The organism is Mesobacillus selenatarsenatis SF-1 (assembly GCF_000813125.1).
In the GTDB taxonomy this organism is placed as follows: domain Bacteria; phylum Bacillota; class Bacilli; order Bacillales; family Cytobacillaceae; genus Mesobacillus; species Mesobacillus selenatarsenatis.
Genome location: NZ_BASE01000019.1, coordinates 46,524 through 72,323 on the forward strand (window position 1 = coordinate 46,524; position 25,800 = coordinate 72,323).

A 25,800-nucleotide genomic window follows, 5' to 3' on the forward strand; every position below is an offset into this window, starting at 1 on the left:
TACACGAATTGAAATAGAAGGTGAAGCGATGGACTCACTATCTACTCCATTATTCATATTTTTACTCTTAATCATATACATCGGTATGGCTATGTACTTAGAGAGACTACGGAAAAGGAAATAAAAAGGGCTTCAGGTAAGTTGCCATTATCCCACTATACGCCATTTGCACATTTCGGGGAGTGCTGGCACTGTGCCATAGCCATTCCTAAATCGCCTGCATATTTAAATACATCGTAGATTATTGTTGACTAATTAGTGAAATGATTTCGGTCACTTTAGCTAATTTCAAGCAACCTGCAGATCATAAAGCTCTTCAAAATATCGCTCCTGATACTTCTTGTTCAGAATCCCTGCAAAATAAGCAATCGGATTCTTCACTTCCACTTTCGATTTCAACTTACGCACGAGCTGCTTGAAGGAGTCAAGGGACAGTGATAACAGGAGATCTGTTTCTTTTTCATAGTTGTTACGGTAGGCAGCGACCTTGCTCATCCGCCAGAATTCCTCGATTGACTTTGCGGTTGGGTAAAAGTATTTTACAAGATTGACGAATTCACTTGGAACCCGGTTGCTGACAAAAAGATGCTCTTCCGGTACTTTTTCATCACCGGATTTTAACCTCTGAATTTCCGATGATTGTTCTTCAGCAGCCTTTTCTTCACGTTTATTATTCTTTTTAATGATAGTTTCAGAAGGAATGATCGTTTTATATTGGTGGCTCAATTGATTGCCATCCGGTAGTTCATTCATCGGGAAACGATTGAATACATACAGGTTGCTGGACTGTGAGCCGTTCTTGCGCGCAGTTTCATATACAGTGAAAATACCAATCTCACTAGCCTTCAAGATCATCCTTTTAAAAGTAGACCGGGAAATCCCTATCTCCCCATACTCCTCATAAATCGCCTTTAGGACCGTCCCGATCTTGGCATTGGCCACCCCAGGAACCTTCGCAGCAAAACGAGCCAGCCGCTTCAAACCAATCAACTCACCCTTACTGAAAAAACGCTTCTTATCCGCCATCCACATCTCAAAATGATTGTTAAACTCTTTCAATGAACCAAACTGTGAATACTCCGAAAAACTCTCAACAACCGCCGATTTAATTGTCATGCTAATGCACCACCCTTTCACCCTTTATATATGGATGAAAGGGTGGAAAGGACAGGGTGGGAAGCCGGGCATTGTGGCGGTTTTGTGAACAGTTAGATAGGAGATTTTAGAACAAAAAAAATACGATAAGCAGCTTGAAGACTGCTTATCGTTCTTTTGGGATTTCTAAGTAATTAATCATGTACGATTGCTATAATTGCCAACAGCTATTTCTTCTTCCCTTCAAAAGTCCCCTGAAGAGATTGGGATTTCCAAAGTTATTGGTTTAGAATTATTAACAACAACATCGTACCAATAAACCCATGCCTTTAAATACTTGGGCAAGTCTTTGGGATGGTGTTTAATACATCTAGCTATCCGAAAATATAATCCGATAATGACTTCTTGGTACAATGTTGGTCTGCTAATTTCCTTGCCAATCTTTAAAAAATCTGCTGCATGTTCAATTGTTTTGCGGTCCAAATTATTTGGGGTGGAACAAAATGCGTATACCAAATCGTAAATTGGATATCCAATTACGGGCATTGGATCAATAATGCCTTCTAGGTTGCCATTTTTCACTAAAAAATTATGGAAGCCGCAATCCCCATGTAATAAATAAGGAGTTTTACTTGATTGATCTCTAGCCGAATCCTCAATTAGCTCATATATAAGCTTCCGTTCCTTTTCTGGGATATATGAACCTATCCAATCATCTGCCTCTGCGGTCCATTCTCTTAAAAAGCCTGACCACGAATTCGTTGCTCTTTGGACCCAGCCCCAACCATTATCTACTCCAATTGGTTCATAGTGATTGATTAATCTCTCAACTATAATTTGAAGAAATTTATCTTTGCTGATGCTGTACGGATTTATTTCACCTGGAATGTAGGAGTAAACTATGTACTTATTATTCAGGTCAGTATAAAGAATATCAGCCAGTACATCAAGATGTCTGTAATTCCTCAAGAAAAACGATTCAGCTTTGAGTACTTCCGGTGCATTTATTTTTATTACATATTTTGAAAGATTTATATCCTTAATTACATGGATATCACTTAAGGTTCCGCCGTGTAACTTTTTAATTCCAATTATCTCCGCTGAGATTGCCTTTTCTTTAATTAGGTCATTTACAATTGATTCAATATCCATATTCACTTCACCGACATTCGATTGTTGTCTCCTTAATTCATGATTAATTCTAACTCTTGATATATCTTGTCCCTGGCTTGTTCACATTCCACTTTTTCATTAAATAATTGTTCTAATAATCCTAAATCACTCTCTGCAGACAACTGTTGTTCGATTGAATCAATCCGATTTTCGATTACCTTCAAATCCTTTTCGATTTTATCAAAAGTGGCTACGGCTGGTTCTTTCTTTTCTCTAGTAGGAATGTAATTTTTTATTTTTTTCTCTTTTACAAGGGTTTCTCTTTGATTCATTTTACTTGCTAAAAGGTTTCTCCTGGCTGTATCATAACTTCCTTCAAAAAAAGTTAACTTTGAGTCTTCAATCCAATAAACTTTATCAAATAATTTATTTATAAAATATCGGTCATGAGAAACAGCTAAAATTGTACCGTTGAAATGATCCAGTGCTTCTTCAAGTACTTCTCTCGACTCTATATCAAGATGATTAGTTGGTTCATCTAATACCAGCAGATTAATATCCTGATGCATTAATTGGGCCAAACGGAGCCTCATTAGTTCTCCGCCACTCAATTGTGAAATTTTCCTAAAAACTGCATGACCATAAAACAGAAATCTTGCTAATATATTTCTGGCTTCCCCTTCCGTAACTGAAACATTTTCTCGGAACGATTCTATTACTGTGTTATCCGAATTCGCAGCAAATATTTCTTGAGAAAGGTAGCCTATTTTCACATTGCTGCCAATTGTAATCTGCCCTTGACCAGGTTTCACTTCACCACATATCATTTTTAGAATTGTTGATTTCCCAGCTCCATTATTACCAAGCAATGCTGTTCTATCTTGATAGCGGATAAACATATTTCCGTCGGTCAGGATTGTCTTATTTCCCAATTTCTTTGCCACATTATCCATAACGACAATGTCATTTCCACTTCTCTCTGCTGATTCAAGTTGCAGCCCCATTTTTTTTCGATGGAGTACTGGGCGGTTAATTTTCTCCATTCTTTCTAATGCCTTTTCCATACTTCTGGCTCTTCTGTGCATGTTTGCGTTTGGGGGATTAGCCCTGTTCGCCCATTCCTTCAGTGTTTTAATCGTTTGCTTCATTTTCTTTATTTTTTGCTGCTGTAATTTATAGTTTTCAAATTCTTTCAATAACCGTTTTTCTTTTTCAACAACAAACTCAGAATAGTTTGTTTGGTAGATGGTTAACTCCCCATCCTCCATATCGAATATTTTTGTATTTATTTCATCTAAGAAATATCGGTCATGAGATATAACAATTACGGTTCCTTCATATTTTTTCAAATAACTGCTTAACCACTCTACTGATTCAATGTCCAGATGATTGGTTGGCTCGTCCAATAAGATAATATTGGGATTTTGCAATAATGTGAGACCAAGACAAATCTTTGTCTTTTCTCCCCCGCTTAAATCATTGAAATGTTTTGTTAGTAAATCCTCCATGTTTAGACCGTTAGAAATATTTTCGATTTTTGCTTCTATTTCATATCCATTCTTCATTGAAAACTCATCTTGCAGCAGTCCATACCTCTTCATTACTTTATTCAAGTTGGGCGAGTGACCTTCAGCCTCCATCTGCTTTTCTAATAATTTCATCTCTTCTTGAATCTCTAGTAAATCTTCAAATGCCAGTTTTAGAACATCTTTACCGGTAAAACCATCTGAAAAATTCGGAATTTGCGCAAGATAACCAATCCTTGTATTCTTCTTCCAATGTATTTCTCCAGCATCTGGTCTATCGTGATTAGCCAGCAACTTTAATAGAGTCGTTTTTCCTGAACCATTACTTCCAACAATCCCAATTCGATCGCCAGCATAAATATCAAATGCCAATTTATTCAGGACTACAGAACCGCCATACATCTTGCTTACTTCTCTTCCACTGCATAAAATCATTTTTTGTTGACACCCACTTTTTACGAACAACCATATTTTAGTTGCTGCTTTTATACTAACTCTCTAAAACTTAAACATAGCTTTCTGCCAGCTTAACCAATCTATCAGGTATGATATTGTTATTTATTACTGGCCGCCCCACAGAATGGTACTCAATACCCGCTTCCATTGCTTCATCTAATGTGAAACAGTTTCTCCCATCAAAAACAATTGGAGAATTCATTAATTCAACAAAAATAGATAAATCCAATTCTTTAAAAACATCCCATTCAGTCAAAATCAGTGCAATATCCGTTTCTCTTATGGTCTCTTTGATTGATATTCCATAGTTAACCTTCGGATTTAACCACTGTACAGCATTTTTCATAGCTTTCGGGTCATATACAACTACTTCAGCACCTTGCTCAATTAATTTATCTGTGATTATGATAGAAGCTGCTTCTCTCATATCATCAGTATTTGGTTTAAACGATAATCCGAGAACCGCAATTCGCTTTCCCTTTAAGGAACCAAATCTATGTTTAAGTTTATGTAATAGCAATTTCTGTTGTCGTTGATTAACGCGAATAACTCCCTTTAATAATTCAAAGTTATATCCAACTTGATCAGAGACCTGAACTAATGCATTCGTATCTTTTGGAAAGCAGGAACCGCCATAACCAATACCTGCATTTAAAAATTCATGACCAATCCTTTTATCCGTCCCCATCCCTAAAGCGACCTCTTCAATATTTGCTCCTAAACGTTCACATAAGTTTGAGATTTCATTTATAAAGCTGATTTTAGTAGCTAAAAAAGCATTCGATGCGTATTTAATCATTTCTGCACTGCGAATATCTGTTATTAAAATATTCATCCCTAATGGCTTATACATTGTGGCCACACATTCCGCAACCCGGTAATTGTCCGATCCAATGATGATTCGGTCACCATGATATGTATCATAAACAGCAGAGCCCTCTCTTAAGAATTCGGGATTGGACACTACTGAAAACTCCACATTATGGCTTAAATTTGAAAAAATAATATCTCTTATTAATTCATTTGTTCCCACAGGAACTGTACTCTTGATAATGATAATGGTATCTTTCACAATCGATTCTGCGATTTGGAGGGAAACCTGTTTGATCTGAGATATATCTGCAGATCCATCATCTTTCATTGGAGTTCCAACAGCGATTATAACGATGTCCGCATTTAACAACCCCTTCTGGATTTCAGTTGTAAAATGCAGTCTGCCAGATACAATATTTTTCTTCATTAATGGCTCTAACCCCGGTTCATAAAAGGGAGATTTCCCCTTTGACATCAAAGAAACCTTACGCTCATTAATGTCTATGCATGTAACATCATGACCAATATCGGCCAAACTCACTCCGCTTACCAAGCCTACATAACCTGTACCAATTACTGAAACTTTCATATTTGCCACTCCAATACCAGCTATTTTTTCAATATTCAGATTATTAAACATGTATAAAGTGTTAAGAACTGATTTATTTTTGTTAATTCATCTAACTAAAAGGGAAGTTTGCAGGCCTTCTATACAATCACCAATGCGCTCAATCCCAGTTTTCATTTGTGTAATCTCCGGGTTAGTAAAATTCAACCTAATGTAATTCCCTGTGTCACTTTCAGAATCGGCACAAAAAACAGGTCCAGGTATAAAACTGATTCCTCTGTTTAGTGCAAGGTCTAATAACTCAGATACATTAATTTCTTCTTTCATAGCAATCCATAAAAACATCCCGCCAGCTGGTACGGTGTATTGAATATGTTTATTCAGGTAAACATCCAGATAATGCATCATGAAATCTCTTTTAGTCTTATAATGACTTCTTAATTTGTCCAAATAAGAATCAAAATCTCCTTTTAAAACTTCAAGAACTATGAACTGAGATAAATTGCTCGTGTGAATGTCCTTATTTTCTTTCAACTTCCTGATTTTCCTAATGATCTCCTCATTTGCGATGATATAGCCCACTCTCAGTCCAGGGGAGATAATCTTGGAAAAACTTGATATATATATAACTTTGGAATGCTCCAATGATTTAATCGGCTTAATAATTTCATCATTATAATAAAGTTCGATGTATGGGTCATCTTCAATAATGATCGTATCGAAATCTTTAATGATTTCAACCATCCTCTTGCGTCTTTCCTTACTTAAAGAGAAACCCGTAGGATTATTGTAATTAGTAACAATATATATAAATTTCGGGCTATATTTTTTAAGCTTGGATTCTAAACATTCTATAATTATCCCATTATCATCTGATTCAACTGGAATGACATTCGCCTTATAACTTTTAAAAATTTCAATAGCTGATACAAATGAGTATTGATCTACAAGAATATAATCACCTGGATCAATAAAAAATTCTGTCATGATATCTATTGCTTGAGTGCCTCCAGAAGTTATCAGAATTTCATGGGCATTTGTATTAATCCCGTATCTTTGAACCCATTTACTTAACAGCTTTCTAAATTCGCCGTTCCCTTCAATTTCTCCATATTGGAAAATGGATTGGCTTTCTTCACCGAAGACGCCTTTCAGGACATCTATTACTAATTCTGTGGATGGCAATCCACCAGCAAAAGAGATTACCCCTTCTGTTACATTGAGTAATTCATTAACAGGATTCACTTGTTTTAATGTGTGTTCTGCCTTGAGGGAAATCATTACATTACTCCTGTTCTATAGCTAAAAGCCATTATAATCAAAATCATACACTTCAAACATCAACGCAAATACTCACATAATATTCATGATTTATTGTGAAAGATATTATCTTCGGAGTAATACCATCAATATCTGTCTCAACATGACATTGGCCAGGCTTTAAAGGGATTGAAAAAGAATCCAAAGGTATTCTTAACCCCTTGCCCAGATACTTTACGAAACTTTCCTTACCAGTCCATATTCTATAGAACTCTTTTTCTCCTATATGAGAATCGACCGTTCGCAGGTAGCGCTGCTCTTCCATACTAAAGTGCCTGGAAATATTCTTATAATCAATTGTCCTTAATTTTTCAATATCAACACCAATAGATGAATTTGATATACCTATCAGGATCCATTCATCAGAGTAGGATATATTAAAGTGAATCCCATGTTCTTCATCCACAAACTTTTTTCCATACTTATCTATCTGGATATTAAATTCATTCAGGTTTAAATTGAGTTTTGATGCAATAAGTGACCTAACAATTTCACTTGAAGCTTTTGATAACAGAGATCGGTCTGACTGGTATGATCTTGTGTCTTGATCACAATAGAGATCTTCTGAACTCTTATGAATTAATGAGGAATTAATTATGTATAATTCAATCATCATCCAACCCTCATTATGTTTATTGGTTTGCTAAATAGTCTTAACAAATTCCAAAATATCTTTAAACTGATATCCTAAGATTTCAACGATAATTCCATCCAGCTCTTTAATACTTTCAAATGATATTTCATCATAAATTGCAGGAACATGCTTGCTATCTACCAATAGGCAGTTTTCGCTTGAGTCGAAGGACGGAATCGGTAAGGTCGGGATGAACTTAGCCTGTTTTTCAATTCCGGTAATAACCGATTTAGACAAATGGATACCGTCTACCACCAAATCGTTCTCTTCAATGGCTCCATTCGGATATCTATACCTTAAACAATAGCTTTCATATCCCTTTAGGATTTGATCTTCGTTAAAAGTACCCATTGGATATAGCTTTAACTTTTGGTTAGTTGTATATGGCTGGAATAGCCCGTACAAATCTCTTTGGTCGACTCCTCCCTGAAATAACTTATCAGCATGTGTTGCCAACATTTCAACCCCTAAGAAATCTGAAAGCTGCTCAACCAATCGTTTAATTTTAGAAGACAACTTCAGGTATTTTTCCTTGTACATTGGATAATTGTGAGCTTCTTCCATGATCGGCACCAATATTAAAGCTTCTACCTTGAGTTTTTTAGCAAACATGGCAACCACTAATATCTCCCACAAGAAAGACAGCGGTAATTGGGCAAATTCTCCGTTACTTTTGTAAATGCATACGCCACCTATGACCCTATCAACTTTTGTATTCGAGAGGTTATAACCTCCAATAGCAATATTAGTAAGAGAACCAAGCTCATTTTCCCAATCAGCCGACAAAGGAAGAATCCCTTGTTCTTTCCAGGCAAGAGGGCTACCCTCATTTAAGCCCATGGCTCTCTGGGCACCAACTGGGTATTCTTCAGTTAAAAGACTCAATCAATATTCACCTCTATCTAAAGACTCATACAATCTTTCAATTCCAATTCCAAAGCAGCAGGAAGTTCCTTCTGCATTCTTTCTTCCTGAAAAATGTTTTCCGTGTCTGTTTGCTGAGGCTATTGAAACTTTTTCTACCCCATTCCCCACTACCCATTCTTCTTTTTCATATTTTTGTATAAATGAATCATCTGCTTCAATCCACTCACCTTTTGTGTACTTGCTTAAGAGTGAAGATAGAAGTTCCTTTACTTCAGAATATTTATTTGTTGTGTACTCCTCTGATCCAGTAATAATAATTTCTGCCACTTCAAATGATTCTAATCTGGTTTGCTTATTCAGGTTGCGCAATGGCTCTAACCGGTGGACACGGTTGAATCCAAAGTAAATATTATTAGTATAATCTTCAATCTGATCAAAGAAAGGCAGACAAGCAGCATGCACAAGGGTACCTTCTTTATGCCCAGAGTCCACATTTTGAGGATGGAAGAAGGAACTTTCAACAAGTGATGGCAGCCATAGGTGGGTATATTCGAGCACCTTAAGAGTTTCCTCTATCTCTCTCTTTATATCGAACAATCGTTTTGCCTCTTCTCCACAAACAAAAAGAGCACCTGATTTAGTTGATTTGATATCTTTCAATATAGTCAACCTCTTTTTCAATTTTTGTGATTATTTGGTTAAAATTTTCCATTTCCGCAGGAATTCCTATCAAGATTTCGCTTTCATTTAATTTGAATGCTATCTTTCTATCAAACTGAAATTCAATCCACATTCTAAATTCAATAAGATCTTTGCTGGTCTTGACCAAATACCATCTTCTTTCTGAATCCTTGTTGGAATATTCTTCAACTGTTGAAAGTAAATCGAATACAGTCCTAAACGAAGAAGGCGGTAAATGAGTCAGTTGAATTTGTATATTTAGTTCCATTTCAATAAATGTGAGTAACTCCAGAAGTTCTAAAGAGTTTATTAATTCACCATAGAGAAGATCATCACTAGCAATTTTTTTTTGGCTTTTATCTTCCAACCAATCCAACACTACATTTGATAAAGTTTTCGTTTTCATGTGGTCACCCCATTGACACAAAATCTATAATTACCAAGACAAAATTAAAAGCAGGGCTCTTTCTAGAATTTTATTCAATTCTATTAAGTTGCCCTGCTTATATTAAGAAGCTAATCGGGTCGATTATTTTGCAAGAAGTTCACATACTTTTTCTGCGCACCGCACAGAATCTTCCTCACTCATTTGAGTACCTACCACAAAAACCCTGTCCCAAAGTTCTTTTTCTGTTCTGAGTAATTCCTCTTCTTCTTCTCCCCACCAATTTTCTTCTTGCATCCATGTCTTGACCCACGGAGTTTCAATCAAGGATGGATACACCCAGGCTGGAACACCTTCGAGATTTAGAGCTTCCACTAACCAATCTCTGTCTTCCTTTGTCCAATATTCTGGCAAGATAACGGCAGTATCGAACCAGACAACCTCACAATCCAGATGTTTGTGCGGCTCTGCCACTTCAATACCTGCATTTTTGAGAATTGTAGAAAATGCACTTGCAGATTTATTCCTTAAGATCATCTTTTCTTCCATTACATCCAATGAGGCATGGCCAAGTACTGCTTCCATTTCTCCACCTCTAAAGTTATAACCCGGAGTGACTGACCAAACATTATCGCTTTTCCCATGGTGGCCAATTGTCCTCATTCTCCTGCCAACTTCCGGATCATCGTAGACATTCATTCCTCCCTGTCCTGCTCCGAATAATTTACGATTGGAGCCAGCAAAGGTTGAAACATCCCCTCTGAACCCTACAAACTTACCATCTAATTTACTGCCAAGTGCCTGGGCTGCATCTTCTATTAGATATTGAGCTTTCGTCTTTTCCATAACATGATCGATATCAACTACATTCCCGAAAAAATGAGTAACTAGAGCAACCTTGATATCATCCTGGACAGGATAATCCTCTGGATAATGGCTCATTAGTGTTTTTCTGTCTGTAGGAATAAACACCGGCCGAGTCTTTGAGTGATATATTGCATTAAGCGAAGAAATAAAACCTGATGAACTAATGGCAACCTTATCACCATAATTCACATTCAAAGCTCTTAAACCCGTAACTAATGCAGCACTGCCAGAGTTATGAAAAAATGCTCCCTGTTTGTTAATTAAGTTAGCGAATCGTTCCTCTAACTTTTTCGCTACAGGTCCTCCTCCCCAATATGAGGTTTTACCGCTTCTTACAATATCAGCTACTTTGTCCGCAGCTTCCGTACAAATTCCAGTATCTTCATACGGTAATTCAATTGGATCCTTGCCATTATTTATGATTAAATTTTTATTTTCTTTAACTTCATTAGGAAGCTTTATCACACGATTTTCTTTTACTTCTTCAGGCAGCTTTATCATTCGTTTGTCCCCATTCCATACTTTTAGTTTTAATAACATATAACAATGCTGTCGCTAGATTGATAATACCTATGGCTGCAGTAGTAATATTCAAAGTGGTGGCGTCCAGCAGAAAACCAATGATTAAATAAGCCAACCCTAAACTGACACTCCCAATCATTGATCCCACCGACATAATACTTGCTCTAGTCAAAGATGGTATTTTACTATGGATAAAATTCACGTTTAGCACGTTCGAAATATAAGGTAAAATTACAATGGCAGCAAAAGAGACATAGTAATAAAAACTAAAGTCAAATACATTTAAAACAAGGAAAAGAGATGTACCTAACATTGTAGAAATTATTACCTTTCTGGATGAAAATTTCTTTGCCAGCTTCGGGGCAATAAAATAACTGAATCCCGATAGTAATCTTCCTGCCATAAAAACAATTGATATCACAAAAACATTTAGTCCTAACATATGGAAGAACTGTTGAGAGAACATAAAATAGGCCATACAAGTTGCTTCAAAAGCACCAAGGAGTATGAATACTTGCAGGATTTTACGCCCCTCATAACTTTTAAAATACTCAGCCGTTTCACCAATAATACTTTTCTTCTGGGTAATCACTTTCTTTGTCAACAAATCGATACTCTCTGATTGATTAAAGGACAATTCTTTGATAGATACGAAAAAGAGGATAGACCCCAAAATTGCAATAGAGCTTAACCCATAAACCAGATTCCAGGATACTTCTTGTATTAACCCGCCAATAACAGAAGCTATTGCCAATGAAATATATGACAAACCTAAAGAGGTACTCATTGTTTTTAAGAATTGTTCTTCTTCATTCATTTGCTTTAAATTATCGTAAAGAAGTGATTGATCTGATCCAGATATAAAGGACATCCCTAAACCTTCTAAAAAGAAGAGAATAGCTAACACCCAGAAATGCTCAAAGACAATAAACCCAAGAGATGAAGATGTTAAAAGGATAAGCCCGGTTACAACACTGAACTTTCGTCCAAACCGATCACCAAGTATTCCGGTCGGAACTTCGCTTAAAAACATCCCCATCAGCAGGCTCAATTGCAAAATAGCAATCTCTGCGTTATCAATTCCTCTTTGGGTGGTAAGGAATAACATGAAGATACCCTTTTGAAAGACTAGATTAGATAAGAAATAATATGAATTGTATTTAAAAACGAGGGATTTCATCATATTTTCCCTTCTATTGTAAAGAAGTGTCGATTAATAGTGATTCCTAAGTTTTGAACAGTAAAGACTGTAAAATAGTATCCTTGGGCAGGGATATCTTCCCTGAATTGAAAATCTAACTCCACTTCAATTTCGTCTTTATTTTTATTTTTAAACCTTTTTAAACTTGGTTCTCCGATTAAATATTCTTTAATATATCCAGGTACAAACCAGCCAAATAAAATTTCCCCATCCTCTTCCGGGGTAATTTTGCATACTCCTTTGATTTTTTCCCCTGTCTTAAGGTCAGAAGTAACATCAACTGAAATTTTAGGCCCTCCTGCCATCCCGATACTTTTATCCCCGCATCGGAAACAGAATTCCATTTTCAGGTCAAAAGTATGAGAACTATGACCTTTATACAAATATGACAATCCTTCATGTCCACAATTGCAAAGGTTTGGTGTAATAGTTTCTGCATCTACTTTTGATCGATACACATTATATCCATCAAACTCCAGGATCGGATCATCTGGATTTTCAATAATAGTGTTACCGATGATATCATTTAGAGCTTGAATCTTCTGCTTCCAATTGTTCTCGATATTCCGTTTCTCTTTAGCATCCAGGCCGTACTGTCCCCTCAATAAATATTGATTGCCTTTAGTAATGAAACTTGGCAATAATTTTTTTAGTGAATGATTTTCATCTATAAAATCATTTGTATAATATTTTTGAGCTCTTTCCAACGTTCTGATAATTCTATTGCTGGGTTCAATGACTTCAATATCGATCGTATTCTTATTAACTGGTAATCCTATTTCTATCATGCTAGGGAACGGCTGCATATAATCTAAAGAATCATTTATGATTCGAGCAGGATTCCAATTCGGGTTTGTGAAACTGACTAACCTTTTCAGTTCCAATAAATCTGAATCCTGAATTGTAACTGCAGCAGTAATGTTTTGGGCTGTACCATCGATCGCGTTCAACAATAAGTTGAATTTATCATCATACAACGCCAGGTCGGAAAAGGGACCGTTATTACAGGATGCCATTATGACGTTTGCTGCCTTAACTCTGTTTAAAGGCACTAGTTTTTGATCATCCTTAAAGCAGGATTGCTCACAATACCCACACCTAGGCAAGATATTGGTTTTGTTGGTTAACTCATCATTTCTCCCACAAATCGTATAATCCTCAAAATTTATATTGTCCTCTTTGCCATGTCCATGAAGAATCAGCTTACTCCAATTATTTTCCAACAATTCCGCTTGCATATCATGTTTCTTTAAAATGGCTTTATCATAAATTAATAAGTCTTCAGCTATATCGACCATTTCCGTTTTTATGCTATGGTTTATTTTCCTATGAGTTAATAAACCATTATCCAGACCTGATACTTCCTTCAAAAATTGTTTAGCACACAACCAGGATAGCGAACTTTCATCTCTTCCAATCAAATAGGATACTTGCACCTTCTCTTGGTAACATTTAAATACAAATTCTTTGAGGCTATCGAACTTAAATTCCTCATACAGTCCAATTACTACCACAGATTTATTTTCAAGGTTTAAATCCTTCATCTCCTGGAAATCATGCCATTCGTCAGCAAAGCTTTTCTCAAAGGAAGAAAAAATTCCAATATTCTCAACAGGAGACAGACGAATCCCCACATCTACTTTATTAGGATTTTTTTTCTCCTTATAGATGGATTCTGAAATACGAATGCTTTCTTCCAGATCTTTTCTGTCCTTGACCAATACCGGAATAGATGGTTGAAACGCACTTCCTAAAAACTCTTCTACTCCTTGCATATAAAGTTGATCATCTTCAAAGATTTTGACTAGTTTTGTTTTTAGTAATTCCACAATAAAAACCCCATTTCTGTACTTCCTGATTCAAGTCCTCTTTATGGCCCAGCCCCTTTAACCAAATATGACTTTAATTTCTTAAAGTAGAACTATTAATACATAAATTCGAACTCTTTCTCACCCATTGAAAGCATGTCACTACATCCTGACGCCGTTGAAGAACAACCGTGACAAACGGACGGCCCATTATGGTAGAAATACTCTGCTACCTCTTGTGTCTCTTGGTCTATCAAGCTGAATTCCTCAATAGAGTTAAAGGATCGATAATATTTTTTATCCAAGCCTCGATGCGGAAGCAAACTGCATACATATAAGTTTCTATTCTTTGCATCGTAATACCTTACCAGATTAACCATTTGGCATTTTCCTGCAGCACGAGGAGGCAAGGAATGGTCAAAGTAATTCGTTTGTTCTTCTTCCGTATTGCCGCACCAGTATTTCCCGAACGGAACTAATTTCCCCTGTTTCTTACCATCCAGATATACACGCTCAACGATATTATTGACTTCATCTAATCCATCTTCGTAAATGATTTTTTCATCCAGTTTCAGTGCCGAAAGCTCCCAATAGCTTACTCCTGCATCTGTAAAAATCGATTGCAGTTCAGGCATGGATTTATAATTATGTGGACCGCATACCGTGTTTACTCTTGTCTTCACACCAAGTTCTCTTGCCTTTTCCAGTCCTTTTAAAGCTCTTTCAAATAGCATAGGTAAACTACGAATTTCATTGTGCTTATTACCGACTTCATCTAGACTCACTATTACCTGATTTAAACCATTCTCACTCAATTCTTCTATCTTCTTCTCTAATAAAAATCCATTGGTGATCAAAGAGGTTTTCAGTCCGTTTTCATTTGCTATTCTGACAAAATCTACAATATTGCTGTGGAGAAGAGTTTCTCCTCCGGTGAATCTTATATATTCAACATTGGCCTTCTTTGCCTCTTCAATGATTTTTTGGTATTCATTTAGCCCAAGCCTATAAGAGTCCCCAGATTTAGCAAATCCGCAAAACCAGCAACCTGCATTACAGGATTCCAATATACGAATAAATAAGTACTTAATATGCATATTGATATCTCCTTTCCATTTGGAGCATCTCATTAACTATTTGATCTTGACCCAAATTTTCAATCTCCTGCTTTTCATATGGCAAAGCGTTATTTACTATGTCTTTAACCATTTCTTCTATTTGCGACTTATGATTTCTAAGTATTTCCTGTACGGCCTCATTTACCATAGGTACCGCAATCGATTCTGGTAATTCTTCCGGGATGGCAAAAGACTGATCGAAGGCTGTGAATTTCATTGTCTTGCAGCTAGGGTTCATGTCATAATACTTCTCACTTAATAACACTTGACTATAATTTGATGGCAGCAAATAGCCCATTCTCTTACCTAGCATTTTTCCTTCTAATGTTGCGGTAATCCCTGGAGTTGTTAAAACAATTCTTGATTTCTTCATTGCTTTTATAAACTCGTCATGAGACAGATATTCAAAATGGATATTTGAATATTGGCTAAATTCAGTTTGCAACTCATCAATTAATTGCGAATTCGTCGTAAAGACTATTTTTCCGAACTTGTCACTGAACTTTTCGATAATAATTTTTGTGAGAGTTCTGGTATAAAGACTAAAGAAATCCGGACTAGTAAATGGATTACACATTCCCGAGTAGTTCACCAGCATCCAATCTTCTTCTTTATAAACTGATTTATCAATAACTGTTATTGGATTAACAATATATGTATCAACAACACTTTCATCTATATTCTTGTGATCAAGTAAAAAGTCTTGTATAAAATACTTGCTAGCATTTTCAATACCTTTTGGAATTTCATCCCACATCCAATTTAGACTATCGACTAAAATTAATGGTGGATATTCTTTTTTCCAAATCGGTAATACGTCCATTTCCATAACATTTACAACAAAATCATAGTTCTTTATGACTTCATCAAGAGCAGCAATTCCATCCTCAGATTCCCAAGTGTATACATTATTTATCGGGCTATTATTCAAAATAAATTCTCTGGCCACTCCCGATCCAAAAAAGTCAATTATTGCTTGGGGGGATTTCTCCCTTAAGGCTTTCATAATGTAATTTGTTTTGGAAACTGGGCCAAATCCAAAATTTGTTGTAATAAAAGCTACTTTCATACTTCCACCATAAGAGTTTTATTTGATGTATTGATCACTTCTTTTAACTGTGGAAAGATTACTTCGTCCCAAACGTCCTTGCTTGGGAAGTCTTCCTCACAATAATATTTAATTGTTTTTACATTAGTTAATTTGTCCAGACCTTCTAAGAGTGGAGATTTAATCCCAAACTTTTCATTAATTAGCAATACAATGTCTCTATTAAGCGCACTTGCCCAGCCTATTTCTACATATACTCCATAACTTTGATTTGGAATAGCAATGAAAACATCAGTATCGAGCATCTCTTTATGATCCAGCCAAGTACATTCCTCGCCAGAAAGAAGTTCATCTCCCCATGCCTCTCTTTCAATAGCACAAAACACTGACCGTTCATCTTTTCTTAAGGAATTAATGATGTATTGCAAATTACTTTTATTTTCACTATTGAATTTATTGTTCCTATCCAGCAAACAAGTAATTGGTGTACCTAAGAAAATCTTCAATTTATTTCCCCCTAATATCTCTTAATTTTTCATTTCTACAATTTCTCTAATTCTTTAAATATCTGACAATTCAATTGAATGCATTGAACCTGGGTCTTTCTCAGCCGCCATCTCAACCACTGGATTAGCGGTGTTCATCTCGATACCTGTTAATGTTGTAAAGATAATAATTAGACCAAGTAGTACTTTTTTCATCTCTATTTCCCCCTAAACTTAGTATATTTGTATATTAGCAAATATTTATTTGGAATAATTTTGTCATTTTATCTGGTATAATGTAATCAACTAGCAAAAAAGGCCCAAAATCGTCTAAATCTTCGTTTTAATATAAATATAGTTATATGAGTAAAAAAGGGGGGGGGGAAGACCTTGGTCAACTTCTTAGGAGACAGGATAAAAGAGTTAAGGGAGAATTATGGATTATCACAGAAAGATATCTCTAAAAACATATGCTCACAGGCTTTTATCAGCAAAATTGAAAAAGGTAACGTCTTTCCTTCTGCTGATATTCTATTAAAATTAGCAGATAGATTATGCATTGATATTTCCTATCTATTAGATACATCGAATACACCAAGACATGAATATATCGTAGAGACATTTTCCCAGATTAGGGAAGCAGTAAGCAAAAGAGATTATAGAACGGTGAGAGAAATTATTAATGGGGAAAAAGATAATAAGCTCTTCTCGGATAATAAGCTACAACAGTTTTTTTTATGGCATGAAGCTATTTGCTATTTTTTTGAGGATGGTAATTTTAATAAATCCATTACCTTATTAGATCAAGCTTTAAATCTAACTTCACATGATAAAAAGGTTTTTTCTGAGAGGGAAATTGAAATCTTAATAAGTAAAGCAAACATATTAACGGACTATAAACAAACTCACGAGGGACTCGCAGTTTATCAGGATGCATTGAATCATCTCACATACTTGCCTAATATAGTAAATAAATTCGTCCCAATTCGTCTCTATTATAATTATTCCAGGGCTTTAAGAGAAAATGAAGAATACCTAGAGTCAATCCGGGCATGTGAAAAAGGTATAGGGTTAACAGAAGCCCATAGCCTCCTTTATCTCAAAGGTGACTTGTATTTCCAGATAGGATTAAACTTCAAACTACTAAATGATTATAAAAAATCAATAGATAATTTTAAACTCGCAGAAATGATATACAGACTTGAAGGAAATAAACGTTCATTAAACTTAGTGGAATTAAACTTAGAAGAACTAGAGGCTACTCCCAAATAAGCAGGGGAGAATACTGATAAAATTCATTTTTAAAAAGGAAGGCACTTTGCAAAAAAAGAAGCCTTCCAAATTATTTTTATAATCTTCCCTATCCTCCGCCACCCTAGGCACCTCCCTAAAATACTCATTCTCTGCATAACTCTGCTGAATCTACCTAACTCGTTCGATGAAGGCCTCTAACTCCTTATCCGTACAATAAAGTATCCCTTCTGTCCTCGGGTCAATAAGGAGCGATAGAGAATTGAGAATTGGTTAAACCAAAGCTAATACTGATAACTTTTTAAAAGGGTTGAAGAAAATGTTAAAGGAGAAAACTGAAGAAGCTGAACAGCTTGCTGATGACATTTTCCTGAATACATCAGGTCTGTTTGACAACTCAATATTTTATTTCGACTCCGGAATGAGACGCTGGAACCGTCCGAATGTCTCACATGGCTTAATTCAACAAACCTGCATCTCATAAAGCTCCTCAAAATAACGCTCCTGGAACTTCTTATTCAGAATCCCGGTAAAATAAGCGATCGGATTCTTCACTTCCACCTTCGATTTCAGCTTCCGGACGAGCTGTTTGAAGGAGTCTAGTGATACCGACAACAAGGGATCTGTTTCTTTTTCATAGTTGTTACGGTAGGCAGCGACCTTGCTCATCCGCCAGAATTCTTCGATCGACTTTGCAGCTGGGTAGAAGTGTTTTACAACGAAATCGTTCGGAACCCGGTCACTGACAAATAGATGATCTTCCGGTGCTTTTCCAGCAAAGAGTTTTACCTCTGTGATTTCGGATAATTGTTCTTCAGCAGCCTTTTCTTCACGTTTATTATTCTTTTTTATGTTAGTTTCAGAAGGAATGATTGTTTTATATTGGTGGCTCAATTGATCGCCATCCGGTAGTTCATTCATCGGGAAACGATTGAATACATACAGGTTGCTAGACTGTGAGCCGTTCTTGCGTGCAGTTTCATATACAGTAAAAAATACCAGTTTCACTAGCATTCAGGATCATCCTTTTAAAAGTAGAGCGGGAAATCCCCATCTCCCCATACTCCTCATAAATGGCCTTCAAGACCGTCCCGATCTTGGCATTAGCCACCCTAGGAACCTTCGCAGCAAAACGAGCCAGCCTCTTCAAACCAATCAATTCCCCCTTACTGAAAAAACGCTTCTTATCCGTCATCCACATCTCAAAATGATTGTTAAACTCCTTCAACGAACCAAACTGTGAATACTCCGCAAAACTCTCAATAACAGCCGATTTAATTGTCATGCTAATGCACCACCCTTTCACCCTTTATATATGGATGGAAGGGCGGAAAGGACAGGGTGGGGAGCGGAAGATTATGGCGGTTTTGTGAACAGTTAAGAGAAGATTATTGAGGGGGATTTGCTGGATGAGCAAAAAAATACGATAAGCAGCGTGACTGCTTATCGTTGTCTTTGGATTTCTAATGATATATTGGTACTCTACAAATATACTAAATACTAACTCATAATCAGCAACGGCCAGTTCAACCTTGGAATGAATTTTACTTTTCCGTTTCTTTTTTTTCACCAAGAACAGCTTCTCTAGTTTCTTCGACTCTAATAGTTGATTCTTGATTGGACTTTTCAAAAACAATATCTTTGACATGTTTTTTTAACTCTGGTTTGTCGAATAATGTTTCTTTAAGAGAATCATTTGTTAATTTATATCCTTCACGAACTTTGCTTTTATCATCAAGGATAGCTTGGACGCCTTGATTTATCGCATCTTCATAAATCAACTTTCGGTACTCCTCAGTGTATTCCTTTCTAAATACTCCTACAAAACTATCAAAATAACTCTTGTCAAACATAGGAATATAAGCTAATTCTAATGCTGGTACTTTAATGTGTAAAATCTTGGATTCTTCATCAAAATAAAAATCTTCTTTTTCAATATTTTTCAAATCATAACCAAGCATAAAATAACCAAACAAATGAATGTTGTATTCTTTTCCGAAAAGATACTTACCGAATTTTTTGCCTGTTGTTTCAAGCCAAATATCATCATCTTGATTCTTTAAAAATTCATAAGTGTCATCTTCGGTGTAATCGAAGTCTTGAACATCCTCATATCCGAAATGTTTGCTGATTTCTCTCACCTTATCGTATGCGATATTTTCTATGATGACCTCACCTTCTATTGCTGTCGTTGGTTTAACTACTTTTTTATCTCCTTTCAAGATCATATATGTTCCTGCTGATCCAACGGAGGCACAAAGCAACGCAAAAATAATGGTAATAACAATTCTATTCTTGGGTGATTGCTTCTTATTAACTCTATATTCAGGCATAATTTTTCCTCCATTATTCTTAAATACTTATAAAACAGATTTAGATTTGGTCAAACTCATTTCTTGTATTCAAAGAGTTTGATTTCCATAATACACTTTATAGTAATCTGTATTATCATCTTACCTAGACTAAATCGTATCCAGTTTTCTTCTTAATAGCTTCTTTATCTGTTGTAAAAAAATAAGTAGCTCCATCTTTAGAATACGATTCACCGTACCAAATCTCATTATTAATAGCAGACCAATTGAACTGTTTAGAATTTGTTTCTTTTTTTAAAAATCTTGCCGCCGCCTGAATACTAGGACATTCAGCGATTAATTCTTCTCCTTGAAAATATTTACGGGGATTTCGACTTTGTTTTGTATTGTTGGTCTTCTTCTCTCCATAGGACACCTGTCTTTTAGTTATTTTTGTAGTTTAATCCCTTGATATTATTCATAAAACTCTAAATTCCAAACCTAGCTTTATAGTATAATATTACCATATCCCCTTGGAAGAAAGGTGAGTTGAATTGTCTAAAACAAAATCTTTAACACACGACTCAATAATGAAGGCATTAGATTGGTCTTATGATAAAGCAATTAACGGTGGTGTACCTGGAATGGACACCGCTATAGAATTAGCTGATAGTTATTTACAAAAGAGTGGTACCTTAGACGAAAAAGTTAAAAATTTAATACTTTGGCAAAACACCAAAAGTGCTACTAGTGGATTTTTAACAGGTCTGGGTGGACTTATTACATTACCTGTGGCTGTACCTGCCAATATAACCAGTGTGATTTTAGTTCAAATGAGAATGGTTGCGGCTATTGCACATATGGGTGGTTATAATTTAAAAGATGATCAGGTTAAATCTTTCGTTTACGCCTGTTTAGCTGGGAATGGAGCTAAAGATATTCTTAAAAATGCAGGAATTCAGATAGGAAAAAAACTTGCAGTAACCGGTATTAAAAAAATCCCTTTTGAAGTAATAAAAAAAATTAACCAAGCTGTAGGATTTCGTTTACTAACAAAGTTTGGAGAGAAAGGAATCATCAATTTAGGTAAGATGGTGCCTTTAGCAGGAGGAATTATTGGCGGTACCGTAGATGCAGTTGCTACAAATACAATAGGAAATGTTGCTCACAAGCTGTTTATTCACGAGCAAAAATCTAAAAAAATGGATGAACCTGAAATTATTGATATGTTATAGCATTACATTTTAAGATTTCGAATAACTGAGAGGTTCCAAAGAAGCAGAGGGACGGACCTTTCGTTTCCAATTAACAATCACGAAAAAGAAGCAAAAGTTACGTCCACATGTTCCTCCTTGTCAAAAGTATTGAGACAGCGGAACGGTTCCACTGTCCCACAAAACGAGACATTAGAACCGGCCCCATGTCTCACTTCCCTACAATAGTACCTATCCTCACACCACCTATTTAATAATTAAAAACTCTACTGCTCCTATGTTTTCCCCGTCTTTTATTTCGCGATATTCTAAATAAACAAGTGTGTATCCTGTTTCTTCAAGTTTACCCACATGAAGTTTTACAAGTTTCATATGAGTGTTTTCATCTATTGTTTTAATATCCTCTATATTATTAATATCTCCTTCGGATAACTCCCAACTCTCTCCGGACCATTTACCGGTTACTTTTTGGTTATCCGATGCTTCTACTTTCCCTTTATAAGCGAGCTCTCCGTATTCCGTTTGTACTGTGTTGCTTTTCAAATTGAATGTTAGGTTCTTAATGACCTCTGACTGGTCGGCAGCAAGAGTTAATTCATTCTCCTCATTGGTGATCAGTACGGAGGTTTCCCCCTTCTTCATCAGCCTCATATAATCATCAGAGTTGAGAATAATTTCATATTCCTCTTCTGTTATCCCAAAATTCGGATGATAGGGCATCCCCTGACCTTCCTTAATTTGTGCAGCGTATTCAAGAAACCACTCTCTTTTATCCTGCAGGTTAGCTTGCATTTTATTGGTTATTTCCATTACCTTATATGCAGATTGGGGATCCATGCCAACTTCCATAATTTCTCCTGTAGAAAGACCTTCTTGCAGAAGTTCTAAAACAGGAAGCTCGGTTGTCTGTTCCTGTGTTTTTTCGGTTTTTGCACTCGTTTCAGCTGCAGCTTTTTTAGTTTCTTCTGCTGGTTTTGTTGAGCTTGTACATCCAGATACAATAAATAAAGAAAAGAATAATAGTATAATAGCTTGCTTCATGCTTACATCTCCTTAGTATTCCACTTCAGCTTATATTGCGCTGCAACTGTTTTTTATTGGGGTGAACCGCTGAAATAACTGATCAATCCTGCCAGTACTAAAAAGACCATTAAGTAAAGAACCACTAAAGAAAAGACCTGATATTTACTTTTAGGTTTTTTATTCTTTAATACTGGTGGAATAAAACTTTTGAATTTTTCTATCTCCTGCTCTCCCTCGAAACATCTCACTGGAAAAATCAGCGAAGACTTATCCCAGAAAAATAAGAAAAGATAGTTTTTATTCTGCCGGAATTCTTGAAATTTTGACCACTTATTGGTCGTTTGAATTGTTTCTGAATCAAATGAGATTCCTTTTTCATCGACCATATATGTTCTGGGTTCTCCATACTCCTTTTCGTGTTTCTTGGCATATAAATACACACTTAATGGAGTGATTGCCAGTAAAAATGCCGGAATAAACAAAAAGAAGTTTTGTAAAAGCCCACCTCCAGCAGAGAAGATAATAGTACCAACGATTAATGTCATTAAGCTGATGACTATAAATAAGCTCAGCTTTGATTTTAAGAAAAATAAATTATAGTGGTAGACATCCTTTGGATTCAGCTTCACTTCAAACTTAATTGCGTCACTCCCCTGGCTTAATTCCCTTTCCATCTGTTCTCTCTCCTAGTCAGTTATTTTATGTTTTTATCGGCATAATTTCCCTAATCTGAACTAATTCTTTCCCCAGGCATAGAGCCGATTTTAAATCAATTACCTAAAGTATGAAGCTTTTAGAGGAAAGTTGGCTGTTTCCTGTAAAAAATACGATAAGCAGCGTGAACTGCTTATCGTGCTCTTTCAAAAAACAGAGGGACGGTTCTACTGTTTCAAGTAGCAATAACTACTAAAACACAAGAACCGTCCCTCTGTTTCTACTCCCCTCTTCATGAATCAGTTCAGCCATGTCTGGATCAAATATTTTGGCTAATTGCTCATTTCTTTCAATGATCGTTACCTTCTTGCCGAGCTCCGCAAAACTTTCGGCCATCTCAAGCCCAATGTATCCGCCACCAATCACGGTCACATTATGTTTATCTCTTTCTAGATAATCCATGATTGCTTGTGCATCAGGGATGGTCTTTAATGAGAAAATACCTGGAAGTGTCACACCTTCCCACTCTGGAATGACCGAACTTACACCAGTCGCAATCAGAAGACGGTCATATGGAAGGCTAAATGTTTCACCATTACTATGGTTTATTCCATTTACCATTTTATTTTCTGCGTATACCTTCTGTACTTCATGAAATACCCGTGCATCAATGCCATACTTCTCTTTAAAAGTAGACGGAGTCCGTGCGATTAACTCATCTGTGGACTCAATCTTTCCACTAATCACATATGGCAGACCACATTGTCCGTATGAATACACGCCACCCTTTTCCAACACAGTGATCTCATGTCCAGAGCTGTTCCGTACCATTTGCATCGCAGCACTCATACCTGCTGCATCTCCACCAATAATAAGTATCTTCATCTTCATCCCTCCATTCCTTGTGTATCCATTTATTGCTGAGTTTTAAACATTTATATCTATATATAGGTAACTTTAGAAAAATGATGATTAACGCCTTATTTATCTTTCGTGGAAATAACTCCTCCGTCGCATCAATGTAACGGATTGGAGTTCTAGAAACCCTGACACCCAGAAACAGCGTCACTGTCTCCAAGCATTTTACGAGACAATGAAAACCGCTTCCTTGTCCCGCGAAAAAGCTTGGCTAACCATCTCAGTTGATGGAAGTTCTCACGATTCAAAAGGATATGAATCCCATTTAACAAGGGTTATATCAATTATGATAATCAAATTTTCTTCAATAGATAAGATTAAAAGGATTGTCTAATCTAGTATCAGTATTTTAAAGCCATCATATGAAAAATCGTGTTATAGCTAATTTCAGGTAATCAAATATAAATACAGGAGTATACCCGCTTCTTTATAGTCAAAATAAAAAAACGGCCTTAGCCGCTTTATATTATGAATAACTATTTTCTACTTCCAAGTATGAACAAATTGTTCAGATACAGGAATTATGGTAGTTGGGGCATCTACAAAAAAATTTATATGGTAATGATCATATAAATCGTTACCCGACTTCAAACAGCACATTTTGTACTTTTTACCTGAGTTACAAATACAGGGACGATTTTTTCCTGCCCCTTCATACTCCACCTTTAATTTTTTTGTGATCGATAATTCCCAAATTTGAAAAGGGTCTTTGAAATTGACCATCAAACTCTCTAACATAGAATAATTATAATCCAAACCTTTTGGGAAAATAACTGTGTATTTATCAAATGGATCTGTGACCAAAGCAATCCCTAAAAATTCAATATCGCCTGCAACTCTACAGCATTGTTCACCGTTGTATATTTCCCCCACTTTATGTCCACATGACTTTCTTAAAGAAATTTCTTCATTACAAATAGAGCAATACCATTTTTTTACTACCGATTCTCTACTGAAAAAATATTGATAAGGAAACATTTTTTGTAATTGGAGAACGTGATTTTCAATTATCCCCAAATTATATTTGTTTCCGGAATAATCAAAGTGTCTCCTCAAAAAAGATAACTCAATTTCAGCCCTATCAAGCTGACACCATGCTTCGAAAAAGTCTTTCTCATGTAGATGTCGGAATGCATTTAAGTAATGAGCTATTACTATATAAACTTGTTCTAGGCACCAAATATTTTTTGCTAAATCTTGGTCAGAATTATCTAGTGCCTCTTTCTTTAGATGCGAAAGAAGATCCGGAATATCTTTCCGCAATTCTGTTCCAGTAAAGTTTTGCAAATAATTATTAATCTCTTCAAAATTCATTCTACTGTCCCCTTTAATTCATGAATTAAATAGATTATCACTAGCTGCCTTTACAGTCTCTTCGAATTGATCAACATCGCCCTCGTAAGACAGGCTTTTTGATTTATCTCCATCGACAACAGTTACATTTACCTTAACTTTTAAATCTCTTTTCCGCGCAACCTGTTTTTGGGTTAAGTAATGAGTAATTAAACCTATAGCAATTGGTAATACTACCTTATCTAATAGTAATAAGGGTAGAGTAATTAAGTCGGCATGCAATTCAAGCTCATGGTAATCTTGATCGGAAATACAAATATCAGGAATCAGTTCATTATTTTCATACTCCCTAATATAATTATAGAATGACATTGTCTCTTCTGGAAAAACTGGTTTTTCAAATCCCCTCATACCTTCAAAAGGTAATAATAATAAATTGGCTTTTTTAATGCTCTCCTCGTGCTCATGGGGAAAATAAGGCTTTCGATATATCTCTGAAAAGGATAAATTGACATCATTAACTTTTAATTCTTTTGTTTTATGGCTTTCATGTAACATATTAGAATCCTCCTAGAAATTTTAATACTAGACTATACGATTGGTTTATAATAAGGTTTCAAATAAATACAATTTCTGTATGTTCAATATT

The 25,800-nt window shown here is 35.8% G+C and carries 27 protein-coding genes; 3 read left to right on the top strand and 24 right to left on the bottom strand.

Annotated elements, in window-relative coordinates; translation table 11 throughout:
- Positions 1 to 288: 288 nt before the first annotated feature.
- The 16 genes from TY49_RS04700 to TY49_RS24550 form a co-directional block, all read right to left on the bottom strand.
- Positions 289 to 1,116 (bottom strand): hypothetical protein, encoded by an 828-nt coding sequence (locus TY49_RS04700; RefSeq protein WP_041964744.1) that lies wholly within the window; start codon positions 1,114 to 1,116, stop codon positions 289 to 291.
- 222 nt (positions 1,117 to 1,338) lie between these two features.
- Complete coding sequence (locus TY49_RS04705; RefSeq protein ID WP_041964745.1) at positions 1,339 to 2,247, bottom strand: phosphotransferase; 909 nt, start codon at positions 2,245 to 2,247, stop codon at positions 1,339 to 1,341.
- A 32-nt stretch (positions 2,248 to 2,279) separates the two neighbouring features.
- Positions 2,280 to 4,169 (bottom strand): ribosomal protection-like ABC-F family protein, encoded by a 1,890-nt coding sequence (gene abc-f / locus TY49_RS04710; RefSeq protein ID WP_041964746.1) that lies wholly within the window; start codon positions 4,167 to 4,169, stop codon positions 2,280 to 2,282.
- Positions 4,170 to 4,239: 70 nt separating this feature from the next.
- Positions 4,240 to 5,592 (bottom strand): UDP-glucose dehydrogenase family protein, encoded by a 1,353-nt coding sequence (locus TY49_RS04715; protein ID WP_041964747.1) that lies wholly within the window; start codon positions 5,590 to 5,592, stop codon positions 4,240 to 4,242.
- Between the two features lie 87 nt (positions 5,593 to 5,679).
- Positions 5,680 to 6,852, bottom strand: coding sequence for an aminotransferase-like domain-containing protein (locus TY49_RS04720; protein WP_041964748.1), 1,173 nt, complete (start codon positions 6,850 to 6,852; stop codon positions 5,680 to 5,682).
- Positions 6,853 to 6,904: 52 nt separating this feature from the next.
- Positions 6,905 to 7,507 (bottom strand): 4'-phosphopantetheinyl transferase family protein, encoded by a 603-nt coding sequence (locus TY49_RS23835; protein ID WP_084135375.1) that lies wholly within the window; start codon positions 7,505 to 7,507, stop codon positions 6,905 to 6,907.
- 27 nt (positions 7,508 to 7,534) lie between these two features.
- Positions 7,535 to 8,410, bottom strand: a complete 876-nt coding sequence (locus TY49_RS04730; RefSeq protein ID WP_041964749.1) for a hypothetical protein — start codon at positions 8,408 to 8,410, stop codon at positions 7,535 to 7,537.
- Positions 8,411 to 9,052 carry a hypothetical protein gene (locus tag TY49_RS04735; protein WP_041964750.1) on the bottom strand — a complete coding sequence of 214 codons (642 nt, stop codon included), beginning with the start codon at positions 9,050 to 9,052 and terminating at the stop codon, positions 8,411 to 8,413.
- Entirely contained in the window at positions 9,030 to 9,479 is a 450-nt protein-coding gene (locus TY49_RS04740) for a hypothetical protein (protein ID WP_041964751.1), read from the bottom strand. The genes TY49_RS04735 and TY49_RS04740 overlap by 23 nt, the downstream gene beginning before the upstream one ends.
- Positions 9,480 to 9,602: 123 nt before the next feature.
- Positions 9,603 to 10,826, bottom strand: a complete 1,224-nt coding sequence (locus tag TY49_RS04745; RefSeq protein ID WP_041964752.1) for a DegT/DnrJ/EryC1/StrS family aminotransferase — start codon at positions 10,824 to 10,826, stop codon at positions 9,603 to 9,605.
- Positions 10,810 to 12,030, bottom strand: a complete 1,221-nt coding sequence (locus tag TY49_RS04750) for an MFS transporter (protein WP_041964753.1) — start codon at positions 12,028 to 12,030, stop codon at positions 10,810 to 10,812. Before TY49_RS04750 ends, TY49_RS04745 begins: the two co-directional genes overlap by 17 nt.
- The gene (locus TY49_RS04755; protein ID WP_041964754.1) at positions 12,027 to 13,877 is read right to left on the bottom strand and encodes a hypothetical protein; all 1,851 of its coding nucleotides are present in this window, start codon (positions 13,875 to 13,877) and stop codon (positions 12,027 to 12,029) included. The genes TY49_RS04750 and TY49_RS04755 overlap by 4 nt, the downstream gene beginning before the upstream one ends.
- Before the next feature lie 95 nt (positions 13,878 to 13,972).
- Positions 13,973 to 14,953 (bottom strand): radical SAM protein, encoded by a 981-nt coding sequence (locus tag TY49_RS04760; RefSeq protein WP_041964755.1) that lies wholly within the window; start codon positions 14,951 to 14,953, stop codon positions 13,973 to 13,975.
- The gene (locus tag TY49_RS04765; RefSeq protein ID WP_041964756.1) at positions 14,943 to 16,043 is read right to left on the bottom strand and encodes a hypothetical protein; all 1,101 of its coding nucleotides are present in this window, start codon (positions 16,041 to 16,043) and stop codon (positions 14,943 to 14,945) included. Before TY49_RS04765 ends, TY49_RS04760 begins: the two co-directional genes overlap by 11 nt.
- Positions 16,040 to 16,528, bottom strand: a complete 489-nt coding sequence (locus TY49_RS04770; protein ID WP_041964757.1) for a hypothetical protein — start codon at positions 16,526 to 16,528, stop codon at positions 16,040 to 16,042. The genes TY49_RS04765 and TY49_RS04770 overlap by 4 nt, the downstream gene beginning before the upstream one ends.
- Positions 16,529 to 16,582: 54 nt before the next feature.
- On the bottom strand, positions 16,583 to 16,723 hold the full coding sequence (locus tag TY49_RS24550) for a hypothetical protein (protein ID WP_156972605.1): 141 nt from the start codon (positions 16,721 to 16,723) through the stop codon (positions 16,583 to 16,585).
- A gap of 174 nt (positions 16,724 to 16,897) precedes the next feature.
- Between TY49_RS24550 and TY49_RS04775 the strand changes: the two genes are divergently transcribed.
- The gene (locus TY49_RS04775; RefSeq protein WP_041964758.1) at positions 16,898 to 17,779 is read left to right on the top strand and encodes a helix-turn-helix domain-containing protein; all 882 of its coding nucleotides are present in this window, start codon (positions 16,898 to 16,900) and stop codon (positions 17,777 to 17,779) included.
- Between the two features lie 298 nt (positions 17,780 to 18,077).
- The gene (locus TY49_RS24555; RefSeq protein WP_156972606.1) at positions 18,078 to 18,242 is read left to right on the top strand and encodes a hypothetical protein; all 165 of its coding nucleotides are present in this window, start codon (positions 18,078 to 18,080) and stop codon (positions 18,240 to 18,242) included.
- On the opposite strand, the gene TY49_RS04780 is transcribed toward TY49_RS24555, so the two are convergent.
- From TY49_RS04780 to TY49_RS04785, 3 genes are all read right to left on the bottom strand, one after another.
- A complete protein-coding gene (locus TY49_RS04780; protein ID WP_232310372.1) occupies positions 18,221 to 18,772 on the bottom strand; it encodes a hypothetical protein in 552 nt (183 codons plus the stop codon). The two genes, TY49_RS24555 and TY49_RS04780, sit on opposite strands and share 22 nt — an antisense overlap.
- Complete coding sequence (locus TY49_RS25185) at positions 18,738 to 19,043, bottom strand: hypothetical protein (RefSeq protein WP_232310373.1); 306 nt, start codon at positions 19,041 to 19,043, stop codon at positions 18,738 to 18,740. Before TY49_RS25185 ends, TY49_RS04780 begins: the two co-directional genes overlap by 35 nt.
- Positions 19,044 to 19,302: 259 nt before the next feature.
- On the bottom strand, positions 19,303 to 20,091 hold the full coding sequence (locus TY49_RS04785; RefSeq protein WP_041964759.1) for a hypothetical protein: 789 nt from the start codon (positions 20,089 to 20,091) through the stop codon (positions 19,303 to 19,305).
- A 512-nt stretch (positions 20,092 to 20,603) separates the two neighbouring features.
- On the opposite strand from TY49_RS04785, the gene TY49_RS04795 reads away from it, so the two are divergent.
- On the top strand, positions 20,604 to 21,284 hold the full coding sequence (locus TY49_RS04795) for an EcsC family protein (RefSeq protein ID WP_232310374.1): 681 nt from the start codon (positions 20,604 to 20,606) through the stop codon (positions 21,282 to 21,284).
- Positions 21,285 to 21,509: 225 nt separating this feature from the next.
- Here TY49_RS04795 and TY49_RS04800 read toward each other — a convergent pair whose 3' ends face one another.
- The 5 genes from TY49_RS04800 to TY49_RS04820 form a co-directional block, all read right to left on the bottom strand.
- Positions 21,510 to 22,304, bottom strand: a complete 795-nt coding sequence (locus TY49_RS04800; protein ID WP_041964761.1) for a hypothetical protein — start codon at positions 22,302 to 22,304, stop codon at positions 21,510 to 21,512.
- A 53-nt stretch (positions 22,305 to 22,357) separates the two neighbouring features.
- Positions 22,358 to 22,960 carry a YcxB family protein gene (locus TY49_RS04805; RefSeq protein WP_041964762.1) on the bottom strand — a complete coding sequence of 201 codons (603 nt, stop codon included), beginning with the start codon at positions 22,958 to 22,960 and terminating at the stop codon, positions 22,358 to 22,360.
- 232 nt (positions 22,961 to 23,192) lie between these two features.
- Positions 23,193 to 23,825 carry an NAD(P)/FAD-dependent oxidoreductase gene (locus TY49_RS04810; protein WP_084135378.1) on the bottom strand — a complete coding sequence of 211 codons (633 nt, stop codon included), beginning with the start codon at positions 23,823 to 23,825 and terminating at the stop codon, positions 23,193 to 23,195.
- Positions 23,826 to 24,341: 516 nt separating this feature from the next.
- A complete protein-coding gene (locus tag TY49_RS04815) occupies positions 24,342 to 25,172 on the bottom strand; it encodes an SEC-C metal-binding domain-containing protein (RefSeq protein ID WP_041964763.1) in 831 nt (276 codons plus the stop codon).
- An 18-nt stretch (positions 25,173 to 25,190) separates the two neighbouring features.
- A complete protein-coding gene (locus TY49_RS04820; protein ID WP_041964764.1) occupies positions 25,191 to 25,709 on the bottom strand; it encodes a hypothetical protein in 519 nt (172 codons plus the stop codon).
- Between the last annotated feature and the right edge of the window lie 91 nt (positions 25,710 to 25,800).

Coding starts and splice junctions, on each gene's coding strand:
- TY49_RS04700 (WP_041964744.1), bottom strand. CDS start 1,116: ATGACAATTAAATCGGCGGTTGTTGAGAGTTTTTCGGAGTATTCACAG.
- TY49_RS04705 (WP_041964745.1), bottom strand. CDS start 2,247: ATGGATATTGAATCAATTGTAAATGACCTAATTAAAGAAAAGGCAATC.
- abc-f (WP_041964746.1), bottom strand. CDS start 4,169: ATGATTTTATGCAGTGGAAGAGAAGTAAGCAAGATGTATGGCGGTTCT.
- TY49_RS04715 (WP_041964747.1), bottom strand. CDS start 5,592: ATGAAAGTTTCAGTAATTGGTACAGGTTATGTAGGCTTGGTAAGCGGA.
- TY49_RS04720 (WP_041964748.1), bottom strand. CDS start 6,852: ATGATTTCCCTCAAGGCAGAACACACATTAAAACAAGTGAATCCTGTT.
- TY49_RS23835 (WP_084135375.1), bottom strand. CDS start 7,507: ATGATGATTGAATTATACATAATTAATTCCTCATTAATTCATAAGAGT.
- TY49_RS04740 (WP_041964751.1), bottom strand. CDS start 9,479: ATGAAAACGAAAACTTTATCAAATGTAGTGTTGGATTGGTTGGAAGAT.
- TY49_RS04745 (WP_041964752.1), bottom strand. CDS start 10,826: ATGATAAAGCTGCCTGAAGAAGTAAAAGAAAATCGTGTGATAAAGCTT.
- TY49_RS04750 (WP_041964753.1), bottom strand. CDS start 12,030: ATGATGAAATCCCTCGTTTTTAAATACAATTCATATTATTTCTTATCT.
- TY49_RS04760 (WP_041964755.1), bottom strand. CDS start 14,953: ATGCATATTAAGTACTTATTTATTCGTATATTGGAATCCTGTAATGCA.
- TY49_RS04765 (WP_041964756.1), bottom strand. CDS start 16,043: ATGAAAGTAGCTTTTATTACAACAAATTTTGGATTTGGCCCAGTTTCC.
- TY49_RS24550 (WP_156972605.1), bottom strand. CDS start 16,723: ATGAAAAAAGTACTACTTGGTCTAATTATTATCTTTACAACATTAACA.
- TY49_RS24555 (WP_156972606.1), top strand. CDS start 18,078: ATGTTAAAGGAGAAAACTGAAGAAGCTGAACAGCTTGCTGATGACATT.
- TY49_RS04780 (WP_232310372.1), bottom strand. CDS start 18,772: ATGCTAGTGAAACTGGTATTTTTTACTGTATATGAAACTGCACGCAAG.
- TY49_RS25185 (WP_232310373.1), bottom strand. CDS start 19,043: ATGACAATTAAATCGGCTGTTATTGAGAGTTTTGCGGAGTATTCACAG.
- TY49_RS04785 (WP_041964759.1), bottom strand. CDS start 20,091: ATGCCTGAATATAGAGTTAATAAGAAGCAATCACCCAAGAATAGAATT.
- TY49_RS04800 (WP_041964761.1), bottom strand. CDS start 22,304: ATGAAGCAAGCTATTATACTATTATTCTTTTCTTTATTTATTGTATCT.
- TY49_RS04805 (WP_041964762.1), bottom strand. CDS start 22,960: ATGGAAAGGGAATTAAGCCAGGGGAGTGACGCAATTAAGTTTGAAGTG.
- TY49_RS04810 (WP_084135378.1), bottom strand. CDS start 23,825: ATGAAGATACTTATTATTGGTGGAGATGCAGCAGGTATGAGTGCTGCG.
- TY49_RS04815 (WP_041964763.1), bottom strand. CDS start 25,172: ATGAATTTTGAAGAGATTAATAATTATTTGCAAAACTTTACTGGAACA.
- TY49_RS04820 (WP_041964764.1), bottom strand. CDS start 25,709: ATGTTACATGAAAGCCATAAAACAAAAGAATTAAAAGTTAATGATGTC.